The organism is Bifidobacterium simiiventris, assembly GCF_019331715.1.
GTDB classification, from domain to species: domain Bacteria; phylum Actinomycetota; class Actinomycetes; order Actinomycetales; family Bifidobacteriaceae; genus Bifidobacterium; species Bifidobacterium simiiventris.
Map to the genome: position 1 here is coordinate 63,280 of NZ_JAHBBG010000002.1, position 22,803 is coordinate 86,082.

Annotated in this window: 20 protein-coding genes; 11 read left to right on the forward strand and 9 right to left on the reverse strand. The window is 64.9% G+C overall.

The features are described from left to right. The 5 genes from KIH76_RS02705 to KIH76_RS02725 are packed head-to-tail and all read right to left on the reverse strand — an operon-like array spanning position 1 to position 4,383. Positions 1-1,074 (reverse strand): vWA domain-containing protein, encoded by a 1,074-nt coding sequence (locus KIH76_RS02705; RefSeq protein ID WP_219069434.1) that lies wholly within the window; start codon positions 1,072-1,074, stop codon positions 1-3. After that, positions 1,074-1,607, reverse strand: coding sequence for a hypothetical protein (locus tag KIH76_RS02710; protein ID WP_219069234.1), 534 nt, complete (start codon positions 1,605-1,607; stop codon positions 1,074-1,076). The genes KIH76_RS02705 and KIH76_RS02710 overlap by 1 nt, the downstream gene beginning before the upstream one ends. Next, entirely contained in the window at positions 1,604-2,539 is a 936-nt protein-coding gene (locus KIH76_RS02715) for a DUF58 domain-containing protein (RefSeq protein ID WP_219069236.1), read from the reverse strand. The genes KIH76_RS02710 and KIH76_RS02715 overlap by 4 nt, the downstream gene beginning before the upstream one ends. Continuing rightward, a complete protein-coding gene (locus KIH76_RS02720; protein WP_219069238.1) occupies positions 2,536-3,633 on the reverse strand; it encodes an AAA family ATPase in 1,098 nt (365 codons plus the stop codon). Before KIH76_RS02720 ends, KIH76_RS02715 begins: the two co-directional genes overlap by 4 nt. 36 nt (positions 3,634-3,669) lie before the next feature. Further along, positions 3,670-4,383 carry a uracil-DNA glycosylase gene (locus tag KIH76_RS02725; protein ID WP_219069240.1) on the reverse strand — a complete coding sequence of 238 codons (714 nt, stop codon included), beginning with the start codon at positions 4,381-4,383 and terminating at the stop codon, positions 3,670-3,672. A gap of 121 nt (positions 4,384-4,504) precedes the next feature. Here KIH76_RS02725 and KIH76_RS02730 point away from each other — a divergent pair, with 121 nt between their 5' ends. From KIH76_RS02730 to groL, 3 genes are all read left to right on the forward strand, one after another. Beyond that, complete coding sequence (locus KIH76_RS02730) at positions 4,505-5,227, forward strand: LytR C-terminal domain-containing protein (protein ID WP_219069242.1); 723 nt, start codon at positions 4,505-4,507, stop codon at positions 5,225-5,227. Positions 5,228-5,421: 194 nt separating this feature from the next. Beyond that, positions 5,422-5,625, forward strand: a complete 204-nt coding sequence (locus tag KIH76_RS02735; protein WP_094729628.1) for a cold-shock protein — start codon at positions 5,422-5,424, stop codon at positions 5,623-5,625. Between the two features lie 254 nt (positions 5,626-5,879). Then, positions 5,880-7,499, forward strand: coding sequence for a chaperonin GroEL (gene groL, locus KIH76_RS02740; RefSeq protein WP_214373237.1), 1,620 nt, complete (start codon positions 5,880-5,882; stop codon positions 7,497-7,499). 83 nt (positions 7,500-7,582) lie between these two features. Here the strand turns inward: groL and KIH76_RS02745 are convergent, their stop codons facing one another. After that, positions 7,583-7,873 (reverse strand): WXG100 family type VII secretion target, encoded by a 291-nt coding sequence (locus KIH76_RS02745; protein WP_219069244.1) that lies wholly within the window; start codon positions 7,871-7,873, stop codon positions 7,583-7,585. An 86-nt stretch (positions 7,874-7,959) separates the two neighbouring features. On the opposite strand from KIH76_RS02745, the gene KIH76_RS02750 reads away from it, so the two are divergent. The 5 genes from KIH76_RS02750 (at position 7,960) to KIH76_RS02770 (ending at position 13,219) form a co-directional block, all read left to right on the forward strand. After that, positions 7,960-8,808, forward strand: coding sequence for a TPM domain-containing protein (locus KIH76_RS02750; RefSeq protein WP_219069246.1), 849 nt, complete (start codon positions 7,960-7,962; stop codon positions 8,806-8,808). A 54-nt stretch (positions 8,809-8,862) separates the two neighbouring features. Further along, a complete protein-coding gene (locus KIH76_RS02755) occupies positions 8,863-9,606 on the forward strand; it encodes a response regulator transcription factor (protein WP_219069249.1) in 744 nt (247 codons plus the stop codon). 152 nt (positions 9,607-9,758) lie between these two features. Then, positions 9,759-11,699: a sensor histidine kinase gene (locus KIH76_RS02760; RefSeq protein WP_219069436.1), complete on the forward strand. Its 1,941-nt coding sequence runs from the start codon at positions 9,759-9,761 to the stop codon at positions 11,697-11,699. An 89-nt stretch (positions 11,700-11,788) separates the two neighbouring features. After that, a complete protein-coding gene (locus tag KIH76_RS02765) occupies positions 11,789-12,178 on the forward strand; it encodes a cold-shock protein (protein WP_219069251.1) in 390 nt (129 codons plus the stop codon). 3 nt (positions 12,179-12,181) lie between these two features. Beyond that, positions 12,182-13,219, forward strand: a complete 1,038-nt coding sequence (locus KIH76_RS02770; RefSeq protein WP_236036788.1) for a DUF3027 domain-containing protein — start codon at positions 12,182-12,184, stop codon at positions 13,217-13,219. 88 nt (positions 13,220-13,307) lie between these two features. Here the strand turns inward: KIH76_RS02770 and KIH76_RS02775 are convergent, their stop codons facing one another. Continuing rightward, positions 13,308-14,270, reverse strand: coding sequence for a universal stress protein (locus KIH76_RS02775; RefSeq protein ID WP_219069253.1), 963 nt, complete (start codon positions 14,268-14,270; stop codon positions 13,308-13,310). Between the two features lie 151 nt (positions 14,271-14,421). Between KIH76_RS02775 and KIH76_RS02780 the strand changes: the two genes are divergently transcribed. Beyond that, positions 14,422-17,025: an ATP-dependent Clp protease ATP-binding subunit gene (locus KIH76_RS02780; RefSeq protein WP_219069256.1), complete on the forward strand. Its 2,604-nt coding sequence runs from the start codon at positions 14,422-14,424 to the stop codon at positions 17,023-17,025. 370 nt (positions 17,026-17,395) lie between these two features. Here the strand turns inward: KIH76_RS02780 and KIH76_RS02785 are convergent, their stop codons facing one another. Next, a complete protein-coding gene (locus KIH76_RS02785; protein ID WP_219069258.1) occupies positions 17,396-18,865 on the reverse strand; it encodes a DUF349 domain-containing protein in 1,470 nt (489 codons plus the stop codon). Between the two features lie 103 nt (positions 18,866-18,968). Between KIH76_RS02785 and hisS the strand changes: the two genes are divergently transcribed. Together hisS and aspS are read left to right on the forward strand one after the other, a co-directional pair. Further along, positions 18,969-20,363, forward strand: coding sequence for a histidine--tRNA ligase (gene hisS / locus KIH76_RS02790; RefSeq protein WP_214373247.1), 1,395 nt, complete (start codon positions 18,969-18,971; stop codon positions 20,361-20,363). 80 nt (positions 20,364-20,443) lie between these two features. Further along, positions 20,444-22,240, forward strand: a complete 1,797-nt coding sequence (gene aspS, locus KIH76_RS02795) for an aspartate--tRNA ligase (protein ID WP_219069260.1) — start codon at positions 20,444-20,446, stop codon at positions 22,238-22,240. Between the two features lie 208 nt (positions 22,241-22,448). Here the strand turns inward: aspS and KIH76_RS02800 are convergent, their stop codons facing one another. Next, positions 22,449-22,598, reverse strand: a complete 150-nt coding sequence (locus tag KIH76_RS02800; protein WP_219069262.1) for a hypothetical protein — start codon at positions 22,596-22,598, stop codon at positions 22,449-22,451. Positions 22,599-22,803 lie beyond the last annotated feature (205 nt).

Consider the following 22,803-nt stretch of genomic DNA (forward strand, 5'->3'; position numbering starts at 1 on the left):
TCATCGACGCAACCTCCAAGCCAGGATCATCCAAACGGCTGTCACCACCGCAAGCGCGAGCGTCCACCAACCGGGGGCGTCGGTCACCGCGGCCTTGGCATCCGTCTGGCTGGCGGCCTCGCGCCTGTGGTTGATCTCGCGCACCAGCTGGCTGACGCTTGAGCCGTTCGACTGCGTGAGGAACATGCCGCCGTGCGCTTCGACGAGATTCCTCATATCGGTGGTCGTGGCCTCCGATTCGCTTGATTTCGGCCCCGAGAACAGGCCATCCACGGTGATGCCGGCACCGGAGACGAGGTCGAGGGCCGCGCTGAGCGTGTAAGTCGGGTCGCCGGAGACGACGTTATCGGTCGCCAGCACGATCGACGCGGCACGCTGGCGCTGCGCACCCGTGCCGGACGACGACCCGTAGGCGAATCCGGGCAGCATCGCCGCACAGCTGACCACGCCGTCGCCAATCAGCGAGGTCGCGTTCGTGCGGTTCTGCGTGCCGTCGAGCCAGTCGGAGATCTTCTGGTACTGTTCGTCGCTCATCTTGTCTATGTCGTCCTGCGTTTCGACCCCCTTGAGTATCTCGGCGGCCGATTCGAGTTGGGAGGCGACCAGATCGTAGTCGTCGGTCAGCGGGAACACGGTGCGCGACGTGGAGTTGAAGATGCTCAGTCCGATACGCTCACCTTGGAAATGGGACACGAGATCACGGTATGTTTCGATGACCTCGCGGTCATACGGCAGCGTGGAGCCGGATACGTCGAGACACAGCACGATGTCGCGTTTGCTGGCCCGTTCCTCGCTCACGTCGATGGAGGATGGACGCGCGACCAGCACGACGGCCAATGCGCCGGCTACGACGAGCAGTGCGACGGCGACGCGGTTGAGCGTGCGCCAGCGTCGCAACTGACGTGCGGCATGTTCGGTCGCCAGATCGTCGTCCAACGAGAACACGGGCGCGTCGTCGGCACGATCCCGCACCGGCCGGGAACAGACGACGATCAGTATGATCACGGCCACCGCAACCAGAACCGCGGCCAACGCGGCCCACGGCCATTGCCAGGTCAGCGTCGAGGGCTGCATCAGCGCCACCTTTCCATCAGATTCGACACCCAGCCTGCCGCCTCGTCCACGCTCGTCTCGCCGGCGATGCGGTTCAGTCCGGAGTCGGCGAACTCCGCTGGGTATAACGCCGAAATCGTCTGTTTGAGCAAGTCAAGGCTGCGGCGGTTGCCGTCCGTGCGCGGCATCACGGCAAGATCGCTCAGCGTGCTGGCTCGCATGTCCGTGCCGCTCGCTTCGCTTGCGAACCGTCTGGCGATATCGGCGAGCTCGACGAACGACTCCTCGCGAGACAGAGAGCCGTCATGATGACGACGCACGACGTCGTCGACGCGCCGCCGCCAGCGCGCCAGCATGCCGCCATCGACGTGGACGCCGTGCGCGCCGCGACGTGCGACGGTTCTTTTCGGACGCGACAACAACACGATCGCGACGATCAGGACGACCGCCGTCGCCACGCACGCGACGGCAACGGCGAGCAGCGGTGCGGTCAAGTCGAGTCGGCCGACCGGATCCAGGTCGTCCGTGCCGTCGGCAAGCAGTATGCCGATCATCGCGCACCTCCGGAACGTATCTCATTGAATGCGGGCGAGACCGTGGCCAGCGACACCAGCCGCACGAACTCGTCGAACATCGCCTCGCTGGACGCGCCGCGGATCATGCGCGAGCCGCACCGGGCCAGCTCCCGCTGCAGCGAGGCGGCCATGAATCCGCGGTGCACGTCCACCTGCTCGGCGCACGCCGCGTCGCGCAGGAACGCGGGGACCCGACGGCGACGCACGCCATCGACGACCGTCATGCCGGCATGTCTGGCGAATGGGTTGATCGTGGCCACGTCGATGAGCACGACCGGATGCGTGCGTGCGATGCGGCCGATCAATGCGACATGCCGTTCTCTGAGCGCATGTTCATCGGTGGCGAGCACGATCAGCGCATCGCGGTCGCGGATGCGCCTCGCATATTCCAACAGGGCGTCGATGTTACGTTCGTGCGTCCACTCGCGTTCCAGCGCCTGGTCGAGCGTGCGTTCGAACTGGCTGAACCCTCCATGGAACGGCACGCGTGTGATGCTCGCCGCATCGCCGAACACCAGCGAGATGTCATCGGAGCGACGCAGCGACAACGCCGCGAACATGCGCAGCGCGTTCGCGGCGATCTGCCATGCCCGCTCGCCTCCTTCGCACGCGCCGGTCATCTCGCGGCCGACGTCAAGCAGCAGCCAGACACGGCTCGTCGCGCGCCGTTCGCGCTGGGCGGCCATCGGTCGGCCCAGCCTGGCGCTCGCCTTCCAGTCAATGGCGCGTGCCTCGTCTCCGGGTCCGTAGACATGGATGTCCATCACGTCGTCGTTGCCGCCGCGACGACCCGAGGCATGCTCGCCTTCAAGGACGCCCAACGCCTTGCGCACGGTCGGCAGGCTCAGCGACGTGCCGAGGGATTCGATTTTCCTGCGAATCGGATCCTCGTTCGGCGTGCGTCCGATCATGGGACCGGAACCGCCTTGACGATCGAGTCGACCACCTGGTCGGCGCTCACGCCGTCGGCCAGTGCCTCGAACGTGAGCATGATGCGGTGACGTAGCACCTGATACGAGAACGCCTTGATGTCTTCGGGCACCACGTAGTCGCGTCCGGCCAGCAGGGCGTTCGCCTGCCCGATGCGCGTCAGTGCGATCGAAGCGCGCGGGCTCGCCCCGAGCCTGACCAACTGTGCCAGCCCCTTGACCGGATGCGTGCCTGCGCCGCGCGACGTGGCGGCCATATCGACCGCATAGCGCATGATCGCATCCGACACGTGCACGCGCCGCGCGGCCGCACGCAGGAACTCGACATCGCGGATCGACAATACGTCAGGAGCCAGCATGGACGGGTCGAGCGCGTCCGAACCGCGCCGGGTGAGCATCGCCAGCATGCGGGTCTCCTCGTCGGCGCTCGGATAGGTCATCACCGCCTTCATCATGAAGCGATCCATCTGCGCCTCGGGAAGGTTGAACGTGCCCTCCTCCTCGATGGGGTTCTGCGTGGCGATCACCATGAACGGCGTGGGCAGCGCGATGCGCTCGCCGCCGATGGTCGTCGCGCCTTCGGCCATCGCCTCGAGCATAGCGGACTGGGTCTTCGCATTGGAACGGTTGATCTCGTCAAGCAGCACGAAATTCGCGTGGATCGGGCCGATCTGTGTGGTGAATCGCTGCGAGGCGAAGTCGAAGACCTGCGTGCCCACCAGATCGGACGGCATAAGATCAGGCGTGCACTGGACGCGCTTGAACGTGCCTGACACCGAGGTGGCGAGTGTCTGGGCGGCCGTGGTCTTCGCCAGGCCCGGCACTGATTCGATGAGGATGTGTCCACCGGCCACGAGCGTGACGATGAGCGATTCGCGCAGGTTGTCCTGTCCGATCAGCGTAGATGCGAAACGGGAGCGGAGACGGTCGGCGAGCTGACGGGCGCGGGCCACGTCGTCCGCGGCCAGGCCGACCGTCGAAGACGGCTGCGGTATGGCCGGCATCGACGGCGCGGCGGGCGGCATGGCGGAGCCGGGCTGCGGCGGAACGTTCGGTTGCATCGGAAATAAAGGCATGCGCCCCACTGTAACCGCACTTGCTGAGATTTGATTTCAGCTGTGGGCGGGAAGGGTCCAGTCCACAGGATCGGCGCCCATGGCCTCGAGGGCGGCGTTGGCGCGGGAGAACGGCTTTGATCCGAAGAAGCCGCGCGAGGCGGACAGCGGGCTCGGATGAGGGGATTTGATGATGACCGCGTTCGTCAGCAGCGGTTCGAGCGTTTGCGCATTGCGCCCCCATAGGATGGCCACCAGCGGTTTGGGTTTGCCGTCGGCGTCGGTGCGCGCGTTCAGCGCCCGGATGGCGGCGTCGGTGATCTGTTCCCAACCTTTGCCCTGATGCGAATTCGGCCTGCCGACCCCGACCGTCAGACATCTGTTGAGCAGCATCACTCCCTGATGCGTCCATGGCGTCAGGTCGCCGTTGGCCGGCGCCGGCACACCCAGATCGTCGACCAGCTCCTTGTAGATGTTGATCAGGCTCTTCGGCAGCGGCCGCACGTCGGGCGCGACGCAGAAGCTCAATCCCACCGGATGCCCTGGCGTGGGATACGGGTCCTGGCCGACGATCAGCACCTTGATCGAATCGAACGGGATCGTGAACGCCCTGAGGATATTGCGGCTCGCCGGCAGGTAGTGGCGTCCCGCGGCGAGTTCGGCGCGCAGGAAATCGCCCATGCGGTGCACGTCGGGCTCCACCGGGGCGAGCGCCTCGGCCCATCCGGCCTCGACGAGTTGCGACAACGGTTTGACATGAGTTACATCCATGTGAAAATACTGTAGGCGTACCGCCGGTCGTCCGCATCGCCGAGCGCCTCGGCCGGTTCCGCCGGCCGCTTGGGCAAGGTGGCGGTTAGACTCTTGACTAGCTGTGTATGGAAGGGCTGATATGGCGAAACAAGACAAAGCGACCTACGATTCGTATGCTCCCGACATGTTCGACAACCCGCCGGTCGGGCCGGTGGGCGTTCATCGCGGGCCTCGTTCGCTGGGTGCGCGTGTCGCCCCGTATCTCACCGTGCTCGTCGTCGCGATTCTCGCCGGCGCGCTGACCTGGAGCGTCGTGACGGGCGAGTTCTCCAAGATGTTCGGCCTGTCGGGCGGTTCCGATGCCACCACTTCGCAGACCAGCGGCAGTTCGTCGGACCAGACGTCCTCATCCGACTCCGGCACCGGTTCGGACGCCGGTTCCAGCGATGCCTCATCGAATGCCGACGCCAATGCCGACGGCTCGGGCTCCACCGACGGCGACGGCACGACGGACAGCCAGTCGAACGATCAGAACACTGATTCCCAGAACACTGATTCCCAGAACGGCGACCAGAGCGACCAGAGCGCGCAGGTGAACAAGGCGGCCTCGGTGCGCGTCGTGAACGCCTCCGGCATCAACGGATACGCGGGCCAGAAGAAGACCTCGCTCGAAGCGGCCGGGTACACGTCCGTAGAAGCCGCGAATCCGACCTCGAGCGATCTGCCGACGGCCAACGTCGTGTGGTACCAGAACGACACGGACAAGGCGACCGCCGAGGACGTGGCCGCCACGCTCGGCATCTCCGACGTGCAGCAGACGACCGGTCTGGATGTGTCCGTGGTGGTCGTGCTGCTCAACTGACTTCGATGCGCGCCGCGCATCGTCGCGGCGCGCATCACGATCGGCTCAGGCCCGTCAAGCCGGCCGACGAATGCGCTTCGTCCCGCCACTCGCTACAATAGGGATAGTCGCAAGGCGGGGGGAGTGCGATTTGTGCTGTGTGTGTTCTCTTCCTTTGAGTCTGCGATGTTCGGATTACCAAAGAAAGAATGGTTATGGCACACGGAACCGTGAAGTTCTTCAGCGCAGGAAAGGGTTACGGCTTCATCAACCCGGATGATGGTGGCGATGATGTGTTTGTCCACTACTCGGTGATACAGGCCGATGGATTCAAGACGCTGGACGAGGGGGACAAGGTCGAATATGAGGCCGAGCGCGGCCCCAAAGGCATGCAGGCAACCAAGGTGATCAAGCTGTAGGGATCGTCTTGTTCGACAGTCTTCCGTCAATCAGCCCCGAACGCATTCACGTGCGTTTCGGGGCTGATTTTGTATGTGGGCAGTTTGCCGTAAGCACAATCGCCGGGCGACCGGTTGGCACTCGGGCACCGAGAGTGCTAATCTCCCAATTAGCACTCGGAAGGTGAGAGTGATAACCGGCAGCTGACGGCCGGCCTCGCCCGGAGCCTTCCGGTGAGAACAAGTACCGTGAAGCCATTTGGAGGATATCAACCATGGCAAAGATCATTTCGTACGACGAGGAAGCTCGCCAGGGAATGCTCGCGGGCCTCGACAAGCTCGCCAACACCGTCAAGGTCACCCTCGGCCCGAAGGGCCGCAACGTGGTGCTCGACAAGACCTACGGCGCGCCGACCATCACCAACGATGGCGTCTCCATCGCCAAGGAGATCGATCTTGAGGATCCGTACGAGCGCATCGGCGCCGAGCTGGTCAAGGAAGTCGCCAAGAAGACCGACGACGTCGCCGGCGACGGCACCACCACCGCCACCGTGCTGGCCCAGGCCCTCGTGCACGAAGGTCTGAAGAACGTGACCGCAGGCTCCAACCCGATCGCGCTGCGCCGCGGCATCGAGAAGGCCACCGAGGCCATCGTCAAGGAGCTGAAGGCCTCCGCCAAGGAAGTCGAGACCAAGGAAGAGATCGCCGCCACCGCGACCATCTCCGCCGGCGACGAGGAGATCGGCGACAAGATCGCCGAGGCGCTCGACAAGGTCGGCGAGGACGGCGTCGTGACCGTCGAGGACAACCAGGGATTCGGCCTGGATCTCGAGTTCACCGAGGGCATGCGCTTCGACAAGGGCTACATCTCCGGCTACTTCGCCGCTGGTTCCGAGAACCAGACCGTGTCGTTCGACGACCCGTACATCCTGCTGACCACCAGCAAGATGTCGAGCATGACCGACTTCACCCACATCGCCGAGCAGGTCGTCAAGACCGGCAAGCCGCTGCTGGTCATCGCAGAGGACGTTGACGGCGAGGCCCTGGCCGGCATGGTCATCAACCACACCCGTGGCGCGATCAAGTGCTGCGCCGTCAAGGCCCCGGGCTTCGGCGACCGCCGCAAGGCCATGCTGCAGGATATGGCCATCCTGACCGGCGGCCAGGTCGTCTCCGACGATCTGGGCCTCAAGCTCGACTCCGTCGATCTGTCCATGCTGGGCTCCGCCAAGAAGGTCACCGTGACCAAGGACGAGACCACCATCGTGTCCGGTGCCGGCTCCGCCGATGAGATCGCCGCTCGCGTCGAGCAGATCCGCGGCGAAATGGCCAACACCGATTCCGACTACGACCGCGAGAAGCTGCAGGAGCGCCTGTCCAAGCTCGCCGGCGGCGTGGCCGTCATCAAGGTCGGTGCCGCCACCGAGGTCGAGGCCAAGGAACGCAAGCACCGCATCGAGGACGCCGTGCGCAACGCCAAGGCCGCCATTGAGGAAGGCCTGCTGCCCGGTGGTGGCGTGGCCCTGATTCAGGCTGCCGCCAAGGCCGAGAAGGACGTCAAGCTCGACGGCGACGAGGCCACCGGTGCCGCGATCGTGTTCCGCGCGATCGAAGCCCCGATCAAGCAGATCGCCGAGAACGCTGGTCTGTCCGGCGACGTCGTCATCGACAAGGTTCGTGCGCTGCCTGCGGGCCAGGGCCTGAACGCCGCGACCGACACCTACGAGGACCTGCTGGCCGCCGGCGTTGCCGACCCGGCCAAGGTGACCCGTTCCGCGCTGCAGAACGCTGCCTCCATCGCCGGCCTGTTCCTGACCACCGAAGCCGTGGTGGCCAACAAGCCGGAACCGCCGGCAGCTCCGGCCGCCGGTGCCGGCGCCGACATGGGCTACTGATCCCGTCGGTGACTGACTGATTGCAGGGAGACTCCCCTTGGGGAGTCTCCCTTTTTTTGTTGCGGTCCCTTTTCGTTGCGGTATTACGAAGTGAACAGACGTGCGGCCTGCGCCTCGGCCTCGGCGTAGACGCTGGATGCGGACGCCAGCGCACGCTGGATCGATTCGAGCGACTGCTCCATCTGTTGCTGTGCGGCACGCCACTGCTCGGCGACGGACGCGAACTGCGTGGCGGCGCCGCCACGCCAGACGCCCTGCAGATGGTTGAGATTGGCGTACATGCCGTTGACTGCCTGACGAATCGCGTTGACCGACGCGTTCACGGCTGCCGACGAGGACTGGATCTGTTCGGAATCCACTTGATACTGGGGCATGGTGTTCTCCTTTCCGAAAGAACGGGTTGTGTGTGGTTATGGCAGCGGCCGGATGCTTGGCGAAGCCGGCCGCTAAGGTGGACGATATGACAGATCACGAAATCGCAGCGACGAAAACGACCTATGTGGTCGAACGGTATTCTCACGGCGTGTCGCCAGTGTTCGCAGTACTTGCGGCGCTGCTCACCCTGATTTTGTGTTTTGGAAATTTCTCCGCGATCGCCCTCGCCGACGATACGGGTACGACGAATGACGCCACCGGCGGCGATTCGTCATCCGATACGTCGGGCGCTACATCCACCTTCACCGATGACGTCACCGACGTCAACAACCTGCTTGGTGCCGACCTGACCAAGGTGACCGACGCCATCAAGACGACCAAGGACGAGACCGGCGTCACGGTGCGCTTGATGTACATCCCAAGCTTCGGCACGACGAGCAAGCCGGCCAAATGGGCGAGTGACGTGCTGGAGGCCATGTCTCCGGCCAAAAACACGGTGATGCTGGCGGTGGCGTCCAACGACGGCAATCTGGTGGTGGCTGTTTCGTCGAATTCCGACGAATGGCTGAAAAAGCAGCAGACTGTCGATGACCTGTCGAAGGCCGCGGCCGACCCGCTGCTGGAGAGCACGCCCGACTGGGCCGGATCGGCCACCGCGATGATGGACGAGCTGGTCAAACAGAACAAGACCGCGACATCGAGTTCCTCGGTGACGGTCGGCATCGTCGTGATGGTCGTCGTGCTGGCCGTACTGGTGGCGATCATCGCCGCGACCGTCGTGATCCGGCGCCGCATCAAACGCAAGGTGATGAGGATGGCCGCTGAACGCAGGAAATCCGCAGCCGGCTCCGGCGAAGAGGGCGGCGAGGGCGAAGAACGTCTCAGCCGCAAGGAGATCCGCATGCGCCGCAAGGCCGGCATGTGGAAACAATAAAATCTACAGACGGCATTCAGGAAACCTTCAGATCGGCGCGACATGCTGGGAGGCATGAGTAAGCCTATTGAAGCATCGATCGTAGTTGTGGACGACGAACCCTCCATCCGCGAGCTGCTCGTCGCATCCTTGCATTTCGCCGGTTTCGAGGTCGCCACCGCGGCTTCGGGCTCCGAGGCCATCGAAGTCATCGAGAAGACCGATCCTGATCTCATCGTGCTCGACGTGATGCTGCCTGACATCGACGGCTTCACCGTGACGCGTCGCATCCGTCAGGAAGGCATCGGTGCGCCCGTGCTGTTCCTCACCGCACGTGACGACACGCAGGACAAGGTCATGGGGCTGACCGTTGGCGGCGACGACTACGTCACCAAGCCGTTCAGCCTTGAGGAGGTGGTTGCCCGCATCCGCGCGATCCTGCGCCGCACCCGCGAGCAGGTCGAGGACGACCCGATCATCCGCGTCGGCGATCTGGAAATCAACGAGGACTCGCACGACGTGTCGCGCGCCGGACAGGCGATCGACCTGAGCCCCACCGAGTACAAGCTGTTGCGCTATCTCATGGACAACGAGGGCCGCGTACTCTCCAAGGCGCAGATCCTCGACCACGTCTGGCAGTACGACTGGGGCGGTGACGCGGCCATCGTCGAATCGTACATCTCGTACCTGCGCAAGAAGGTGGACGGCATCACCTACACCGACGCCAACGGCGAGACGCGCAAGGTCACCCCGCTGATCGAAACCAAGCGCGGCATCGGCTACATGATCCGCGAACCGAAGACCGCACCCGGCGCATGAGCAACGTACCACCGCAACCCACGGGCGGCGCACCGTCGAACGGGAACCCCATGAACGGGAACCCGGCGAACGGCGCGCCGCAGCTGTCTTCCGACATCTCGCAGCAACCGCAATCCCAGCCGTCGGCAGCCGCCAGGCCGGCCGCGTCGAACATGCCGAACGCCGCGACGCCGGCCATCGTCGCGCAGGCCAGGCCGAACTGGTTCCAGCGTCACGTGCGCCGCCGCATCGACGCGGTTCCGCTGAGCACCAAACTCGTCGCATGCATCATTGTGCTGCTCACCATCGGATCGTTCGCCCTGTCGTTCTCCATCCGCCAGCTCGTCAGCAGCTATCTGATGGAAAAGACCGACAAGCAGCTGTCCAACCAGAGCGAACTGGTCGTCAACGCGGCCGACATCCTCGCCAAAACCGATCCCAGCCAATCCAACTTCGGCCTCAACGACTACTACGTACAGCTGCGCGACCTCGACTACAAGATCGTGCGCGTGCCGCTCAAGCCCACGTCCGCGAACGGCACGGCCAGCATCGCGCCGCTGCTGCCGGACGACGGATCGATGGGGTCGGTGCAGCTCGGCGTGCCGTTCACCACCACCGCGGTGATCACGACAGAGACGGTCTCCGGTCAAAACTCCCAAAACTCGCAAAACGGCTCGAGCGACCCGCAGAACGGCTCGAACGGCGGGACCCAGGACGATTCCGGCAGCCAGAGCGCGCAGAACAGCCAGAGCGCGCAGAGCCAGCAGGGCCAGATCACCGTCACCAAGTCGAATGCGCCATGGCGCGTGCTTGTGCTGCCCACCGCCGACAAGAACGGCACGCCCAACGGCTACGCGTTCATCGCGTTGCCGCTCAAGGACGTAGTCGACACCACCAACACGCTCACCCGGTACAGCGCGATGGTCGGCATCGCGGTCGTGCTGCTCGGCGCGGCGATCGGCACACTGCTCGTGCAGACCACGCTCACCCCGCTCAAGCGCATCGAGAAAACGGCCGCGAAGATCGCCGCCGGCGACCTGAGCCAGCGTGTGCCGTCCGCGCCGGAAAACACCGAGGTCGGCTCGCTTGCCGCATCCCTGAACGCCATGCTCGCCCGCATCGAACAAAGCTTCCACGAGCAGCAGGAGACGACCGAGAAAATGAAACGGTTCGTCTCCGACGCCAGCCACGAGCTGCGCACGCCGCTCGCCGCCATCCACGGCTACGCGGAGCTGTACAAGATGCAGCGCGAGTTCCCGGGGGCGCTCGAGCGCGCCGACGAGTCGATCGAGCACATCGAGGCATCCAGCGCGCGCATGACCGTGCTCGTCGAGGACCTGCTCTCGCTCGCGCGCCTCGACGAAGGCCGCGGCATCGACCTGACCCAGCAGGTGCCGCTCACGTCGATCGTCTCCGACGCCACCGAGGACCTGCATGCGCTCGACCCCGAACGCGGCATCCGCTCGGGACGGCTCGAATTGGTGCCCGCCGAGGACGGCAGCGGTTCTCGGTTCGCGTTCACGCCGGGCGACATGCCGCAGATCACGCTGTCCGGCGACGGATCGCGCCTGCGCCAGGTCGTCACGAACATCGTCGGCAACATCCACCGCTACACGCCGGCCGACTCGCCCGTCGAGGTGTCGATGGGCGTGCTGCCCGCATCGATCAGTCCCGAATCACTGGCCCGCATGCCCGCCACTGAAGCCTCGATGAAACATCTTGTCGAAGCGGTCGAAGTCGGCCAGACCATGCACGTCGGCATGAACTACGCGTTCATCCGATTCTCGGACCACGGCCCCGGCGTGCCCGAGGAGTCGCGTTCCCAGATATTCGAACGCTTCTACACCGCCGATCCGTCGCGTGCGCGTCTCAAGGGCGGCACCGGACTCGGCATGGCGATCGCGCTGTCGGTCGTCAAGGCGCACCGCGGGTTCATCTGTGCGTCCGGGTCGGAAGGAGGCGGACTGACGTTGACGGTGGTGCTGCCGATCGCACCGGTCGAGCCTCAGGTCGACGCCGCGCACGGGACGATGGCAGCGCCGGCCGCCGTGATGAACGCCGCCGAGACGCGGCAGCGTTCCGCTAAGCCGGACAAGAAAACCCGCGTTCGCTGAACAGACCTTGAGGTAAACTGTTACTTTGGTTTGAAGTCGGCGGGCACGGGGCCCGCCGACATGCGAGGCGAAGAACGAGGTGTGAAACAATGCCCAGTGGACGAGTGCGCTGGTTCGATGCGAACAAGAAGTACGGTTTCATCATCAACGAGGAAGGCAAGGACGTGTTCCTGCCGGCCACCGCGTTGCCTGCAGGCGTCACTACGCTGCGCAAGGGCGCGAAGGTGGAGTATTCGGTGGTCGACGGCCGTCGCGGTCCGCAGGCGATGGGCGTGACGTTGGTCGAAAGCGCCCCCTCGCTGGTCAAGGCCACGCGTCCGAAGCCGGACGACATGGCCGCCATCGTCGAGGACCTCATCAAGCTGCTCGACTCGGCCGGCAACGACCTGCGCCGCCACCATTACCCATCCGCCGCCGACAGCAAGAAGCTGGCCACGCTCATGCGCGCTGTGGCCGACAATTTCGACGTACAGGAATGATCCATGAGCGATGAGATGACCATGCAGGACATGGCCCAGACGCAGGAGCCTGCCGAGCTCGCCCGCGCGGTGGCGCTCGACATGGCCGACGAACCCGAGCAGGTCGGCGCGTTCGTGGAATCGATCGATCTGGGCGACCATGTGACCGATTTCCGGTTCGTCTGCGGCATCAGGGGCTACGAAGGCTGGCAGTGGTCGGTCACGCTCTACCATGACGAGGATGCCGGCCGGTGGACGGTCAACGAATCGTCGTTGATCCCCACGGAGACCGCATTGCGGCCGCCGCAATGGGTGCCGTGGAAGGATCGTCTGGAACCGACCGATCTGTCGGTGACCGACTCGATCGGCACCGATCCCGACGACCCGCGCATCGAGGACGGATTCCGCCGGACGCAACCGGTTGACGGCGAGGTTGCGGATCGTGCTGTGGCCGACGGTTCGGACGACGGTACGCCGTCTGGTGGTGATGCCGGTGATGCCGATGCCGTTCGCACGGATGCTGCTGATGCCGATGGCGCCGGGCATGCGGGGGAGCCCGCGCAGTCTGGTGACGAGTCGGCGCAGGCCGTCACGTCCGAGCAGGACGTGGACGACGCCGTGACCGAATTCGAGCTGTCGAGACGCCATGTGCTGAGCGCGCTCGGCCGCTCCCAGACCGCGAAACGCTGGTACGAAGGGCCGCACGGCCCGAAGTCGCTGTCCACGAAGACCGCAGACGGCAATATCTGCGCGAACTGCGGGTTCTTCATCCAGCTCAAGGGCGAATTGAACGTCCTGTTTGGCGTGTGCGCGAACAAATGGAGCCCGGATGACGGCCGCGTGGTGTCGGTGGATCACGGATGCGGTGAGCATTCCGAGATCGCCCCGCCCGAGCCGACGCATCTGTGGGTGCAGTCCAAGCCGGCCTACGACGACTATCATATCGATGTGATCGCGCAGGCACCGCGTGAGGAGAGCGGCCAGATCGAGCTGCTCGAACGTCTGGCCGATGCCGGCATCAAGGTCGGCAAGGGCGTGATCGTTCTCAAGTCGCAGCTCTAGACTGCTGTAGATGCAGCGAGGGGACGCTGGAACCGACTTCCAGCGTCCCCTCGCTCGTTTTTCGCCGTTTATGTGCCCGGCCCATACGTCAGTGCACGACGGTGAGGGTGCATTCGGACAGGGCGACGAGCTGCTTGGATACCGAACCGAGGAAATGCGCGTCCAGTCCGGACAGCCCGCGCGACCCCACGACCAGATGGCTCGCGTACCGCGATGCCGCGATCAGTCCCTTCGCCGCGGCGATATGGAACGCGTGCGCATGCGCTTCAACACCGTCGGGGAACGACGTGTCCCGCATGAGATCGTCGAGCATCTGCTCGGCGCGGCTCTGACCCGCATCCACCGAGGCGATGGCGTTCTCGTAGCCGGGCACCGTGCCCAGATCGCGCAGCTGCCAGCAGAACAGCACATGCAGCGGCAGACCGTGCACCTGTGCCTCATGGGCGGCGAACTCCAGCGCTCGCCGCGACGTGGTCGAACCGTCCACGCCGACCACCACCGGCCGTCCGCTGGTCTCGAGATTCGGACGGTCGTACCCGGTCGTCACGTTCGCCGGGGTCAGCGCGTTCGCGATCGCATCCTGCATCGACTCGTCCTCGTCAGAGAAGATGCGCACCACCGTCACCGGCACGCTCGCCTCCTCGGCCAGCGAAGCCGAGAACGAGCCGGTGAACCAACGGGCCACCCGTCCCAGGGAACGCCTGCCCACGACCAGCTGCTGGGCGTCCTCGCCGATCTTCAGCAGTGCGGCCGAACCGGACGCATGCACCGACGTGAGCTTGACCTTGTCCAGCGACACGTCGCCCATGCCGGCCACCGCGGCATCGACCCAGTCCCTGAGCCGCTCCGCGATCCTCAGCCGCAGTTGCTCCCAACCGTCCTCGCTGTCCGGTTCGGGACCCATGTCCCACGAACGTGTCCATCCGTACACGGCGTTCACCTGCTGGCCGGTCAGCTGGGACTCGCGTAACGCCCAGCGCAGCGCGGCGAACGACTCGTCGGAACCATCCACGCCGACCACGATGTCGGCCAGATTCATATTGTCAGCCATGATGCCTCCCTTGTGCAACGTGCATAACAACAGCCATGTTCCCAGCATAATGGTTCACGTTGCGTCCACAGCGCAATTCGCGGAATGTCGGCAATAAACGTCACCGCGAATCGGTAGAGTGTTATGGACTAACAAGAGTGGAAGGACAAGCATGTTCGAACGGTTTACCGACCGTGCCCGGCACGTGATCGTGCTGGCGCAGGAAGAGGCTCGTGCCCTCCAGCACAACTATATTGGCACCGAGCATCTGCTGCTCGGCCTGATCCGCGAAGGCGAAGGAGTGGCCGCGAAGGCGCTCGCCTCCAAGGGCGTGACCCTTGAAGACACCCGCAAACAGGTCGAGGAGATGATCGGCAAGGGCAACGCAACCCCCGGAGGTCACATTCCCTTTACTCCGCACGCCAAGCAGGTGCTGGAACTGAGTCTGCGCGAGGCGCTGCAGCTGGGACACAGCTATATCGGCACCGAGCACATCCTGCTCGGCCTGATCCGCGAAGGCGAGGGCGTCGGCACGCAGGTGCTCATCAAGATGGACGTCGATCTGGGCGAGCTGCGCAGCGCCACCATCGATCTGATCCGCGGCAACTCCGCCGGCTCGGACGGCCAGGCCAAGGGCGATCTCGCGAACGCGGGCGGCGTGCAGGACAAGCGCGCGCAGACCGGTTCCGCGATCCTCGACCAGTTCGGCCGCAACCTGACGGCCGAGGCCGCCGAAGGCAAGCTCGACCCGGTCATCGGACGCTCCAAGGAAATCGAACGCGTGATGGTCGTGCTGTCCCGTCGCACCAAGAACAACCCGGTGCTGATCGGCGAGCCCGGCGTCGGCAAAACCGCCGTCGTCGAGGGCCTCGCGCAGAAGATCAACGCGGGCGACGTGCCGGAAACGCTCAAGGGCAAGCAGGTCTACTCGCTCGACCTCGGTTCGATGGTGGCCGGCTCGCGCTACCGTGGCGATTTCGAGGAGCGCCTCAAGAAGGTGCTCAAGGAGATCAAGACGCGCGGCGACATCGTGCTGTTCATCGACGAGATCCACACGATCGTCGGCGCCGGCTCGGCCGACGGTGCGCTCGGCGCATCCGATATGTTGAAGCCGATGCTCGCGCGCGGCGAACTGCAGACCATCGGCGCGACCACGACCGACGAGTACCGCAAGTACATCGAGAAGGACGCGGCGCTGGAACGCCGTTTCCAGCCGATCCAGGTGCATGAGCCGTCGATCGCGGAAACCATCGAGATCCTGAAGGGCCTGCGCTCGCGCTACGAGAACCACCACAAGGTGACCATCACCGACGGCGCGCTGCAGGCCGCGGCCGAACTGTCGGCACGGTACATCCAGGACCGCAACCTCCCGGACAAGGCGATCGACCTGATCGACGAGGCCGGCGCACGACTGCGCATCAAGCGTCTGACCGCGCCGCCGGAGCTCAAGGAGCTCGACGGCAAGATCGCCAAGCTCGCCGCCGACAAGGACGAGGCCATCAAGGCCCAGGACTTCGAGAAGGCCGCCACGCTGCGCGACAGCCAGGAGAAGCTGGAAGCCGAGCGCAAGGACAAGGAAACGGCTTGGAAGCAAGGCGAATCCGACGTCAAGATGACCGTGGACGAGGACGTGATCGCCGAAGTGATCTCGAACACCACGGGCATCCCGGTGTTCAAGCTCACGCAGGCCGAATCCAAGAAGCTCATGAACATGGAGGCCGAGCTGCACAAGCGCATCATCGGCCAGGACGAGGCCGTCTCCGCGCTGTCCCGTTCGATCCGCCGCGCCCGCGTGGGCCTGAAGGACCCGAAGCGCCCCGCCGGCTCGTTCATCTTTGCCGGCCCGACCGGCGTCGGCAAGACCGAGCTGGCCAAGGCGCTCGCCGAGTTCCTGTTCGACGATGAGGACGCGCTGATCCGCGTCGACATGTCCGAGTTCTCCGAGAAGTATGCCGCGTCGCGTCTGTTCGGCGCGCCCCCGGGATACGTCGGCTACGAGGAAGGCGGCGAGCTCACCGAGAAGGTGCGTCGCAAGCCGTTCTCCGTCGTGCTGTTCGACGAGATCGAGAAGGCGCATCCGGACATCTTCAACACGCTGCTGCAGGTGCTGGACGACGGCCACCTGACCGATGGCCAGGGACGCAAGGTGGACTTCAAGAACACCATCATCATCCTGACCACGAACCTCGGCACGCGCGATATCGCGAAGATGGCGAACACGGGCTTCAACCTCGGCACGAACACCGAGTCGAGCTACCAGCGCATGAAGGACCAGGTGAGCACGGAATTGAAGCAGCAGTTCCGTCCCGAGTTCCTCAACCGTCTGGACGACATCATCGTGTTCAAGCAGCTCACCGAGCCGCAGGTGCGCCAGATCGTCGATCTGGACGTCAAGCAGCTCAACGACCGTCTGTTCGACCGTCACATGTCGCTCGAACTGACGGACGCGGCCAAGGACCTGCTCGCGCAGAAGGGCTTCGACCCGCTGCTCGGCGCGCGTCCGCTGCGCCGCGTCATCCAGCGCGACATCGAGGATGCGATCTCCGAGAAGATCCTCATGGGCGAGCTGGAGGACGGCCAGCGCGTGATCGTGGGCACCGAAGGCGACAACGTGCTTGAAGAGGAGTTCACCTTCAAGGGCGAGAAGTTCGAGGAGCCGGCGACCGCTGGTGCCGAGGCTGCCGGCGCGTCCGGCGATGCGTCCGAGAACGTCGACCAGCCGCAGCCTGTCGTCGCCGACAGCGGTGACGCCGCTCAGGAGCACGCCGCTGAATAAACGGTGAATTGACGGTTGCCGCCAACAGCTGCCAACGGTTAAGGGGGTTCAGTCCACATTCGGGCTGAACCCCCTTACTTTGTGTTTGGACCACACCCGGACGACGCGACGATGTGTCGTTCTCCGGGAATAGTTGCGCCGAGAACGTGGGAATTGCTATGAGCCGACTGTTCGGTGGGGGCAGTCGGATTGACGGTGGAAGATTCCATGGGATGACGTGAATAATGACACGGGATCAGTCGGGCATAGACGAAGAGGCGGGTATCGGAACAGACATCCCGATACCCGCCTCTTGCGATGTGAGATGATGTCGGAGCAGGCAGAATCGGGTCCGATTCTGCCTGCTCCGACATCAGGATGGGCGAAGAAGTTACTTGATGGCGTTGAGCCACTGCTCCTTGGTGGCCTTCTCGGCCTCGAGCTTGGCCTTCTTCTTCGGATCGGACTCGGCAGCGATCTTCTCGTTCAGCTCGGCGAGCTGTGCGTTGAGCTGCTCCTCGAAGCTGGACTTACGTGCGTCGGCCTCCGGATCGGTCTTCTTCCACGCGGCGTCCTCGACGGCCTTGATCTGCTTGTCGACCGCGTCGAGACGGCCTTCGATGCGGCGCATATCGTCACGCGGCACGTAGCCGATCTGATCCCACTCTTCCTGGATGGCGGCGAGGGCCTGACGGGCCTTCTTCGCGGACGCCTCGTCGGAGACCGGCACGAGCGCCTCGGCCTTGACCAGCAGCGCCTCCTTCTTGGCGAGGTTCTCCTTCTCGGAGGAGGAGATCTGGTCGCGGTCGGCCTGACGCGCGTTGAAGAACGCGTCGGCGGCGGCGCGGAACTGCGCCCACAGGGCGTCGTCCTCGTTGCGGCCAGCGCGGCCGGCCTGCTTCCAGCGGTCCATCAGCTCGTTGAACTTGCGCGACGTCTCGCCCCACGCGGTCGAATCCTTGAGTGCGTTCGCCTCGGCGATGATGGCCTCCTTGGCCTCCTTGGCGGCGTTGCGCTCGGTGTCGCGGGCCTGCGCCCACTTGCGGCGGGCCTGATTGAACGTGGTGCGGGCGGCGGAGAAGCGCTTCCACAGCGCGTCCGCATCGGCCTTGTCGATGCGGACCGTGGTGCGCTGGTGCTCCTGCCACTGGTCGAACAGGGCACGGAACTTGTCAGCGGTGGAACGCCAGTTCGTGCTGTCGCCCAGCGAAGCGGCCAGCTCCTCGGCCTTGACGACGATCGCGGTACGCTCCTCGACGGCCTTGGCCATCGCGGCCTTGCGGGCCTCGGTGATCTTCGCCTTCTTGGCCTCGCCCTCGGCCTTGAGGGCCTCGAACTGCGCCTTGAGCGCGGCGATATCGCCTACGACGTCCGGCTGAGCGGTCTCCTCGGCGAGCGTCTTGATCGTCTCGTCGATCTCATGCGCCTTCACGTTGTTGGACTTGAGGCGCCCGGCGAACAGGTTCAGCTTGCCCTTGAGGTCGAGGAAACGGCGGGCGTACAGCGCCAGCGCCTCCTCCTTCGACACGTCGGGGAACTGGCCGACCTCGCGCTCGGCCTCGCCGTCCTTGACGAAGACGGTGCCGTTGTCGTCCACGCGGCCGAACGCCTCGGCGGCCTTGACCTGATCCTCGGCGTAGCCGGTGACGGCCGGGGCCGGGGCGGCGGTGTGCTGCGGCTTCTTAGCGAACGCGGCCGGCGACGGCGCGTGCGGCTTCGCCAACGCGGCCGGCGACGGCTTCGCGGCTGCTGCGGGTGACGGTGTTGCGGCGGCGCTGGCCGGCTCCTGGGGAGCGGGCGTGCTTGCCTGCTCGGTGGTTTCGGTGGTGTTCTCGGATTCGGTGACGTTCTCGTCGGCCATGGCCAGCTCCTTAAGCTACAAGGTGGTAGAGGGGTTTCGGATCGCGTGCAGGGCAACGAAAACCCTGCCGCGTTTTCCGCAACCTCCCTTATTATAGGGAACCGTGGCTAAAGGCGCATCTATTTCAGGATTTCCAGAGTGGCTCCCCTCTGAACGTGTCGTGGAGCAGCGTGTCATCGACACGCTCCGTAGGGTGTTCGAGCTTAATGGCTTCATCGGCATTGAGACTCGCGCGGTCGAGCAGGGTTCCAGCCTGCTCAAGAAAGGCGAGACCAGCAAGGAGATCTACCTGCTGAGCCGTCTGCAGGAGGTCGGTCAGGAGAACGACACCCCGATCGAGGACCGTCTCGGCCTGCACTTCGACCTGACCGTGCCGCTGAGCCGGTACGTCGTCGAGCATTCCGGCGATCTCGCGTTCCCGTTCAAGCGCTGGCAGATCCAGAAGGTGTGGCGTGGCGAACGCCCGCAGGAAGGCCGTTTCCGCGAGTTCGTGCAGGCCGACATCGACGTGATCGGCCAGGGTGATCTGCCCGACCACTATGAGGTCGAGCTGCCGCTGGTCATGGTCTCCGCGCTCGAGCAGTTGCGCGCATATGGTCTTCCGAAGGCGACCGTGCACGCGAACAACCGCAAGCTGTCCGAAGGCTTTTACCGCGGTCTTGGGCTGACCGACATCGAAGGCGTGCTGCGTGAGATCGACAAGCTCGACAAGATCGGCGCGGACGAGGTCGTCAAACTCCTGGTCGACGGCTGCGGCGCGAACGAAGCGCAGGCCCGCGCGTGCCTCGAGCTGGCCGATCTGACCGCCGCGAACGGCGACGAACTGGCCGTCAAGTTCGACGCGCTGTGCGCCAAGCACAACATCGCCGCCGATTCGGAAGCGTACGTGCTTGCCCGTCAGGGACTCGACACGCTCGCGATGATCGTCGACGAATCCGCCCGCATCCGCCCGGGCTCGGTGATCGCCGACCTCAAGATCGCCCGCGGACTCGACTACTACACCGGCTCCGTCTACGAAACGTTCCTCGACGGCGCCGCGTCGCTCGGATCGATCTGCTCCGGCGGCCGCTACGACAACCTCGCCTCGCAGGGCAACCGCAAGTACCCCGGCGTCGGCCTGTCGATCGGCCTGTCGCGACTCGTGTCGTACATGCTGCACACCGCCGGTGCGCACGCCAGCCGTGTCTCGCCGGCCGCCGTGCTCGTCGCCGTGTGGAACGAGGAGGACCGCACCCAGTCCAACCTCATCGCGGCCAACCTGCGTGCGCGCGGCATCGCCGCCGACGTGGCCCCCACTGCGGCCAAGCTCGGCAAGCAGATCAAGTACGCCGACAAGCTTGGCATCCCGTACGTGTGGTTCCCGGCCGACAAGGCCGATGAGAACGCTCACGACGAAGTCAAGAACATCGTGTCGGGCGAGCAGATGCAAGCCGATTCCCAGTCTTGGGAGCCGGATAGTGTGGTTGCCCGGCAAACCGTGGAAGTAGCGGATCGCTGAGTCCGTTTGTTGCGGCGTCTGCCCGTCCGCGCCAGTTCGTGCGGACGGGCAGACGCCCATGACACAGAAATAGAGGAAGCATGAGCCAGACGGCTTACAGAACACATCATGCGACCGACGTGACCGAAGCGCTCGTCGGCCAGAAGGTGACGCTCGCGGGTTGGGTCGACCGTCGCCGTGACCACGGCGGCGTGGCCTTCATCGATCTTCGCGATTCGACCGGCCTTGTGCAGGTCGTGATCTACGACGAGGAGATGGCGCGTCCGCTGCGTTCCGAATTCGTCATCCAGGTCGTCGGCGAGGTGCGCCTGCGCCCGGACGGCAACGAGAACACGCATCTGGCGACCGGCAAGATCGAGGTCGTGGCCGAGTCTATCGAGATCCTCGCCAAGGCCGACGCCCTGCCGTTCCAGGTCTCCACCGCACTCGAGAACGAGTCCGAGAACAAGCTGCCGGGCGAGGACGTGCGCCTCAAGTACCGCTACCTCGACCTGCGCCGCCCGTCCATGCAGCACAACCTCAAGCTGCGCTCCGACATGGCCAAGGCCGCCCGTCACGCGCTCGAGGACATGGACTTCACCGAGGTCGAGACCCCGACGTTCATCAAGTCCACGCCGGAAGGCGCCCGCGACTTCCTCGTGCCGGCCCGCCTCGTGCCCGGCTCGTGGTACGCGCTGCCGCAGTCCCCGCAGCTCTTGAAGCAGCTGCTCATGGTCTCCGGCGTCGAGCGTTACTACCAGCTCGCCCGCTGCTACCGTGATGAGGACTTCCGCGCCGACCGTCAGCCCGAGTTCACGCAGCTCGACATGGAGATGAGCTACGTCGACCAGGAAGACGTGATGGCCATGGCCGAGAAGGTCGTCGCCGCGATCTGGAAGACCGCCGGCTATGAGATCCAGCTGCCGCTGCCGCGCATCTCGTGGCAGGAGGCGATGGACAAGTACGGTTCCGACAAGCCGGATCTGCGCTTCGGCAACCCGCTCGTCGAGCTGACCGACTACTTCAAGAACACGCCGTTCCGCGTGTTCCAGGCCCCGTACGTGGGTGCCGTCGTGTTCAAGGGCGGTGCCGCCACGCCGCGTCGTCAGTTCGACGCATGGCAGGAGTGGGCGAAGCAGCGCGGTGCCAAGGGCCTCGCGTACGTGGTCTTCGCCGAGGACGGTGAGCTCAAGGGACCCGTCGCCAAGAACCTGTCCGACGAGGAGCGTGCCGGCCTGCGCGAGGCCGTGAACGCCGAGCCGGGCGACGCCGTGTTCTTCGCCGCCGGTTCGCGCGAGTCCTCGCAGCTGCTGCTCGGCGCCGTGCGCGTCGAACTGGCCCGCCGCGAAGGCCTGCTCGACCCGAAGAAGTTCGCGTTCACCTGGGTCGTCGACTTCCCGCTGTTCAAGCGCACCGACGATCCGGACGACGACGATGTGGCGGTCGGCCACTCCAAGTGGACCTCCATGCACCACCCGTTCACCATGCCGTCCAAGGACTGGATCGACAAGTTCGATCAGGATCCGGAGCACGCCATGTCCGACTCCTACGACATCGTCTGCAACGGCGAGGAGATGGGCGGCGGTTCCGTGCGTATCCACCGCGACGACATTCAGGACCGCGTGCTCAACGTGCTCGGCATCGGCAAGGAGGAGGCCGAGGAGAAGTTCGGCTTCCTGCTCGAGGCGTTCAAGTATGGCGCCCCGCCGCACGCGGGCATCGCGCTCGGCTGGGATCGCACCGTGTCGATTCTCGCCGGCACCGACACCATTCGCGACGTTATCGCCTTCCCGAAGGCCGGCGGCGGCCGCGATCCGCTGACCGGCGCCCCGGCTCCGATCACCGACGCGCAGCGCGCCGAGACCGGCGTCGACTACGACCCGGAGGACGAAGACTGATCTGCGGAGCGTATGCCGCCTTTCCTCACCCTCGACGTACCCGTTGTACGCCTTCGGGTTCGGACGGCGGCCTCCGCACGCGCGGCCCGGTTTTCCAGGGAGTGCGAGCAGATAATCGCTGATTGACAAGAAGGGCGGTTCCCCTAGGGGAGCCGCCCTTCTTGTTGCGTCGGTGCTCGATGGAACGCGAGCAGTGAATGATGCCTGGTCAGTCGTCCGGCTGGCTTACGATCACGCCGTCGGCGATGGAGCCGTCGACGCCGCGGTGGGAGGTGCCCGCGGCCGTCGCATCGCTCGCCATGACGATCTCGGTATGTAACAGGTACTGTTCGGCAAAATCCAATGTGGTGTATACCATCCGCGCTTCCCCCTTTCGTTGCGTGACGCGGCAGTAATCGAACGGCGTTCCCCTCCGCCGTTGAACGACAATCAAATCATGAAACCGCACACGACACAAGACCGGCGTCATAGCGATTGCCGATGACGCGTTCCTGGTTCGACTGATAGGTGCCCGCGACACATCGCGGCGACGATTAGACTGAATGCTGGCAATCGAGGGGACG